At 42.0% G+C, this 3,442-nt stretch carries 5 protein-coding genes; all 5 read left to right on the forward strand.

Going from position 1 to position 3,442, the window contains the following annotated elements; translation table 11 throughout:
- Positions 1–244 (forward strand): uroporphyrinogen decarboxylase family protein (locus PSN35_RS06675; RefSeq protein WP_300031197.1); only part of this gene is annotated, 244 nt, incomplete at its 5' end.
- A gap of 2 nt (positions 245–246) precedes the next feature.
- Positions 247–1,044, forward strand: coding sequence for a tryptophan synthase subunit alpha (trpA, locus tag PSN35_RS06680; protein WP_300031200.1), 798 nt, complete (start codon positions 247–249; stop codon positions 1,042–1,044).
- A 19-nt stretch (positions 1,045–1,063) separates the two neighbouring features.
- Positions 1,064–1,912 carry an acetyl-CoA carboxylase, carboxyltransferase subunit beta gene (gene accD / locus PSN35_RS06685; protein WP_300031208.1) on the forward strand — a complete coding sequence of 283 codons (849 nt, stop codon included), beginning with the start codon at positions 1,064–1,066 and terminating at the stop codon, positions 1,910–1,912.
- A complete protein-coding gene (locus PSN35_RS06690; protein ID WP_300031211.1) occupies positions 1,905–2,312 on the forward strand; it encodes an FKBP-type peptidyl-prolyl cis-trans isomerase in 408 nt (135 codons plus the stop codon). The genes accD and PSN35_RS06690 overlap by 8 nt, the downstream gene beginning before the upstream one ends.
- On the forward strand, positions 2,312–3,232 hold the full coding sequence (gene ispH / locus PSN35_RS06695; RefSeq protein WP_300031214.1) for a 4-hydroxy-3-methylbut-2-enyl diphosphate reductase: 921 nt from the start codon (positions 2,312–2,314) through the stop codon (positions 3,230–3,232). The genes PSN35_RS06690 and ispH overlap by 1 nt, the downstream gene beginning before the upstream one ends.
- Positions 3,233–3,442 lie beyond the last annotated feature (210 nt).

Below are 3,442 nucleotides of genomic sequence, written 5' to 3' on the forward strand. Positions count from 1 at the left end.
GACCGTCGAATTGGGCGATGTTGAGCAACAAATCGGCAGCAAAGTGGCTATTCAAGGTAATTTAGACCCTGCGGTCATGTACGCGACACCAGAAGTGGTCCGAGCCGAAGTAAAAAAAGTACTAGACCAGTTTAAAGGCGACACAGGACATGTTTTCAATTTGGGTCACGGTATTACTCCGGATGTTGATCCTGAAAACATGAAAGTGTTAGTAGATGCCGTTCACGAATTTAGCACTAAATAATCATGTCAAGATTGGCCCAAGTATTTTCTGATTTACCTAAGGAGCAAAAAGCCTTTATTCCGTTTATTACAGCGGGTGATAGTGGTTTAGACAATACCTATGAGCTGATGCTAACCTTGGTTGAGAATGGAGCCAGTGTAATCGAGTTGGGTGTACCGTTTTCAGATCCAATGGCTGATGGCCCAATGATTGCTAAATCGCACGAGCGTGCGGTCGAGCTAGGCGTTAGCTTGAAAGATGTGCTTGCATTGGTGGCAAAATTTAGACTGGTTAACAACACAACTGCTATTGTATTGATGGGCTATTTAAATCCAATTGAAGTCTATGGCTACCAAGCGTTTGCTAGAGATGCTCAAGCAAATGGCGTGGACGGGGTGCTGGTGGTTGATATGCCACCTGAAGAGGCACATGATTTAAAACAACAGCTTGATACACACGAGGTTGACTTTATCTTCTTGGTAGCGCCAACTACAACCGATGCTAGAATTGAATTTCTAGCAACCATTGCTTCAGGTTTTGTGTACTTTGTTTCCCTTAAAGGGGTAACCGGTGCTGGACACCTAGACATTGATTCGGTGAAGAAAAATTTGGCCAGAATTAGACGCTATATTGATTTACCAGTGGGCGTAGGCTTTGGTATTAAAGATGCGAAAACTGCCCAAGCTGTCTCTGAAAATTCAGACGCAGTTATTGTGGGTTCGTCGTTAGTTGCATTTGTTGAGCAATATGGCGAAGATAAGGATAAAATGTTAGTAAGCGTAGGAAATTTAGCAAAAGAGATTTCTTCAGCAATTAACTAATTAAAACAAGGATTTAGACATGAGCTGGCTAGAAAAAATCTTACCCTCAATCACCAATGTTGTTAAAAAGAATATCCCGGAAGGACTGTGGAGTAAATGCCCTAAGTGTGATGCAACTATCTATTCTGAAGAGTTAAAAGAGACAACGTATGTGTGTCCTAAGTGTGATCATCACATGCGTATTTCTGCTCGTGTTCGTATTGAGAGTTTCTTAGATGAAGCGGGCCAAGAAGAAATTGCCGCCGATTTAGTCGCCGTTGATCCGCTTAAATTTAAAGATCAAAAAAAATATAAAGATCGTTATTCACAAGCGCAGAAAACTACCAATGAAAAAGACGCACTGATTGTTAAAAGTGGCACATTAAATGGCTTGAGTGTTGTGGTTGCAGCTTTTGAGTTTAAATTTATGGGCGGCTCAATGGGCTCTGTGGTGGGCGAGAAATTTGTTCGTGCTGCCAAATACAGTCTTGAAACAGGCGCACCTTTAATTTGCTTTTCTGCCTCAGGTGGTGCGCGCATGCAAGAGGGTTTGTTTTCATTGATGCAAATGAGCAAAACCTCATTAATGCTTAAATTATTGAACGATAAAAAGATTCCGTTTATCTCTGTTTTGACCGACCCAACTATGGGTGGTGTATCGGCCAGTTTTGCTATGTTGGGCGATGTTCACATTGCGGAGCCAAATGCCTTGATTGGATTTGCGGGCCCGCGTGTGGTTGAGCAAACCGTGCGCGAAGAATTGCCGGAAGGTTTTCAGCGCAGTGAATTTTTACTCGAAAAAGGCGCCATTGACATGATCATTCACCGTCATGATCTTCGCCAACAGGTACACACCATATTAAGCGCCATGACGTTTAATAATGGCTAGCTACACAATTCATTACAGACTTAGCCATGCAAATGGTGCTTTAGTTGATGAAGCTTGGGACGACCCCCTGGTATTTGAGATGGGGGATGGTCAACTCGATCCTTGTCTAGAGCGTTGTGTTTTAGAGGCTAAACCCAACGAACTGCAAACTTTTTTATTGGGCGCATCTGAGGCGTTTGGCGACACTTATGATGAGGCATTTCAAGTGATGCAGCGCGCAGATTTTCCAGCAGACCTTAAATTAGAAATAGACGCAGCTGTGGAATTTAAAACCCCAACAGATGATTCCTATGTGGGTTGTATTGACAGTATTGATGGAGATGATATTCGTGTTAATTTTAATCATCCACTCGCAGGCGCCGATGTGTCTTTCCAAGTTAAAGTTTTAGAAATTTCCTAATGAAAGTACTGTTGGCCAACCCTAGGGGATTTTGTGCAGGTGTTGATCGCGCTATTGAAATTGTAGAGCGTGCAATTAACAAGCACGGCGCACCTGTTTATGTGCGTAACGAAGTAGTGCATAATAAATTTGTGGTTAGTGATTTAAAAAACAAAGGTGCTATTTTCGTTAAAGAAATTGATGAAGTGCCGGATAACCAAGTGGTAATTTTTAGTGCACATGGCGTGTCGCAATTAGTACGCAAACAGGCAAAAAATATCAACTCAACTATTTATGACGCCACCTGTCCACTAGTAACCAAGGTGCACAAAGAAGTAGTACGCAAACAAAAACAGCACAATCAAGTTATTTTAATTGGCCACAAAGGTCATCCTGAGGTGGAAGGGACGCTGGGCCAGTCAAATCAGGCTGATGAGGTATTATTGGTTGAAACCGAGGCGGATGTGCAAAATTTATCCATCTCCGGCGAGCTATCTTACACCACTCAGACCACTTTGTCGGTGGACGACACTCAGGGTATTGTTGATCAGTTAAAGCAAAAATTCCCTCATATTCAAGCGCCAAAAAAAGATGATATTTGTTATGCGACGCAAAACCGACAAGATGCAGTCAAATCTTTGATGCAATCTTCAGATTTGTTGTTGGTACTAGGGTCGCGTAATTCATCTAATTCAAACCGTCTTCGAGAAATTGCTGAAAAGATGGGTATTAATGCTTATTTGATTGATGGTGCCGATGAAATTGACCCGGCCTGGCTGAATAATGTTGAAATGGTTGGCGTGACTGCTGGTGCTTCAGCCCCTGAGGTATTAGTGCAAGAAGTGATTAATTATTTGTATGATCAAGGTGCTAACGACGTGCAAGAAATAAGTGGCGCTGAGGAAAATGTACATTTTCCGGTGCCTGAAGAGCTAAGATAGTATTATAGGCCTTGCCTATAATACATTTAAGATAAGGAGAAGCAGCACGCCTAAAACAGCGTGTGTTGTGGATCATATACCTTTGTGCGAGGCAATTCCTCGCGTAAATAGTTAGTGACATTGGTTTTATTTTTAACATAATTTAGGAAGTTTCCAAGTTCGAGAGGTTTTGCCTCACTTGGAAATAAAAATAAGGAGAAGTAGTATGTC

It is taken from the genome of Candidatus Thioglobus sp., from assembly GCF_028599055.1.
Lineage (GTDB): Bacteria > Pseudomonadota > Gammaproteobacteria > PS1 > Pseudothioglobaceae > Thioglobus_A.